At 58.9% G+C, this 1519-nt stretch carries 1 rRNA gene; it reads right to left on the minus strand.

Annotated elements, in window-relative coordinates:
• Positions 1-1431: ribosomal RNA gene (locus ABD817_RS39370) — 16S ribosomal RNA — on the minus strand; the annotation flags it as partial.
• Between the last annotated feature and the right edge of the window lie 88 nt (positions 1432-1519).

Consider the following 1519-nt stretch of genomic DNA (forward strand, 5'->3'; position numbering starts at 1 on the left):
AGTCCGGTTGGGCCACGGGCTTCGGGTGTTGCCGACTTTCGTGACGTGACGGGCGGTGTGTACAAGGCCCGGGAACGTATTCACCGCAGCGTTGCTGATCTGCGATTACTAGCGACTCCGACTTCATGGGGTCGAGTTGCAGACCCCAATCCGAACTGAGACCGGCTTTTAGGGATTCGCTCCACCTTGCGGTATCGCAACCCTCTGTACCGGCCATTGTAGCATGTTTGCAGCCCAAGACATAAGGGGCATGATGACTTGACGTCATCCCCACCTTCCTCCGAGTTGACCCCGGCAGTCTCCAATGAGTCCCCACCACCCCCGAAGGAGCGTGCTGGCAACATTGAACAAGGGTTGCGCTCGTTGCGGGACTTAACCCAACATCTCACGACACGAGCTGACGACAGCCATGCACCACCTGTCACCCAGTCCGAAGAGGGCTCCATCTCTGGAGCTTTCCGGGCGATGTCAAGCCTTGGTAAGGTTCTTCGCGTTGCGTCGAATTAAGCAACATGCTCCGCCGCTTGTGCGGGCCCCCGTCAATTCCTTTGAGTTTTAGCCTTGCGGCCGTACTCCCCAGGCGGGGCGCTTAATGCGTTAGCTACGGCGCGGAAACCGTGGAAGGTCCCCACACCTAGCGCCCAACGTTTACAGCGTGGACTACCAGGGTATCTAATCCTGTTCGCTCCCCACGCTTTCGCTCCTCAGCGTCAGGTAAGGCCCAGAGAACCGCCTTCGCCACCGGTGTTCCTCCTGATATCTGCGCATTTCACCGCTACACCAGGAATTCCGTTCTCCCCTACCTACCTCTAGCCAGCCCGTATCGAATGCAGACCTGGAGTTAAGCCCCAAGCTTTCACACCCGACGTGACAAGCCACCTACGAGCTCTTTACGCCCAATAATTCCGGACAACGCTTGCGCCCTACGTATTACCGCGGCTGCTGGCACGTAGTTAGCCGGCGCTTCTTCTGCAGGTACACGTCACCTTCGTCCCTGCTGAAAGAGGTTTACAACCCGAAGGCCGTCATCCCCCACGCGGCGTCGCTGCGTCAGGCTTTCGCCCATTGCGCAATATTCCCCACTGCTGCCTCCCGTAGGAGTCTGGGCCGTGTCTCAGTCCCAGTGTGGCCGGTCGCCCTCTCAGGCCGGCTACCCGTCGTCGCCTTGGTAGGCCGTTACCCCACCAACAAGCTGATAGGCCGCGAGTCCATCCCCGACCGAAAAACTTTCCACACCCACCCGATGCCAGGAGGTGTCATATCCGGTATTAGACCCAGTTTCCCGGGCTTATCCCAGAGTCAGGGGCAGGTTACTCACGTGTTACTCACCCGTTCGCCGCTCGAGTACCCCGAAGGGCCTTTCCGCTCGACTTGCATGTGTTAAGCACGCCGCCAGCGTTCGTCCTGAGCCAGGATCAAACTCTCCAAACAATGCTTGAACAGTCCTACCCAGCTGAAACCACCCACCACCCAAAGAAGGGGCGGGTGTCATCAACCAAAGGAATCCATCCCCCACCCC

It is taken from the genome of Streptosporangium oxazolinicum (genome assembly GCF_039537505.1).
GTDB classification, from domain to species: domain Bacteria; phylum Actinomycetota; class Actinomycetes; order Streptosporangiales; family Streptosporangiaceae; genus Streptosporangium; species Streptosporangium oxazolinicum.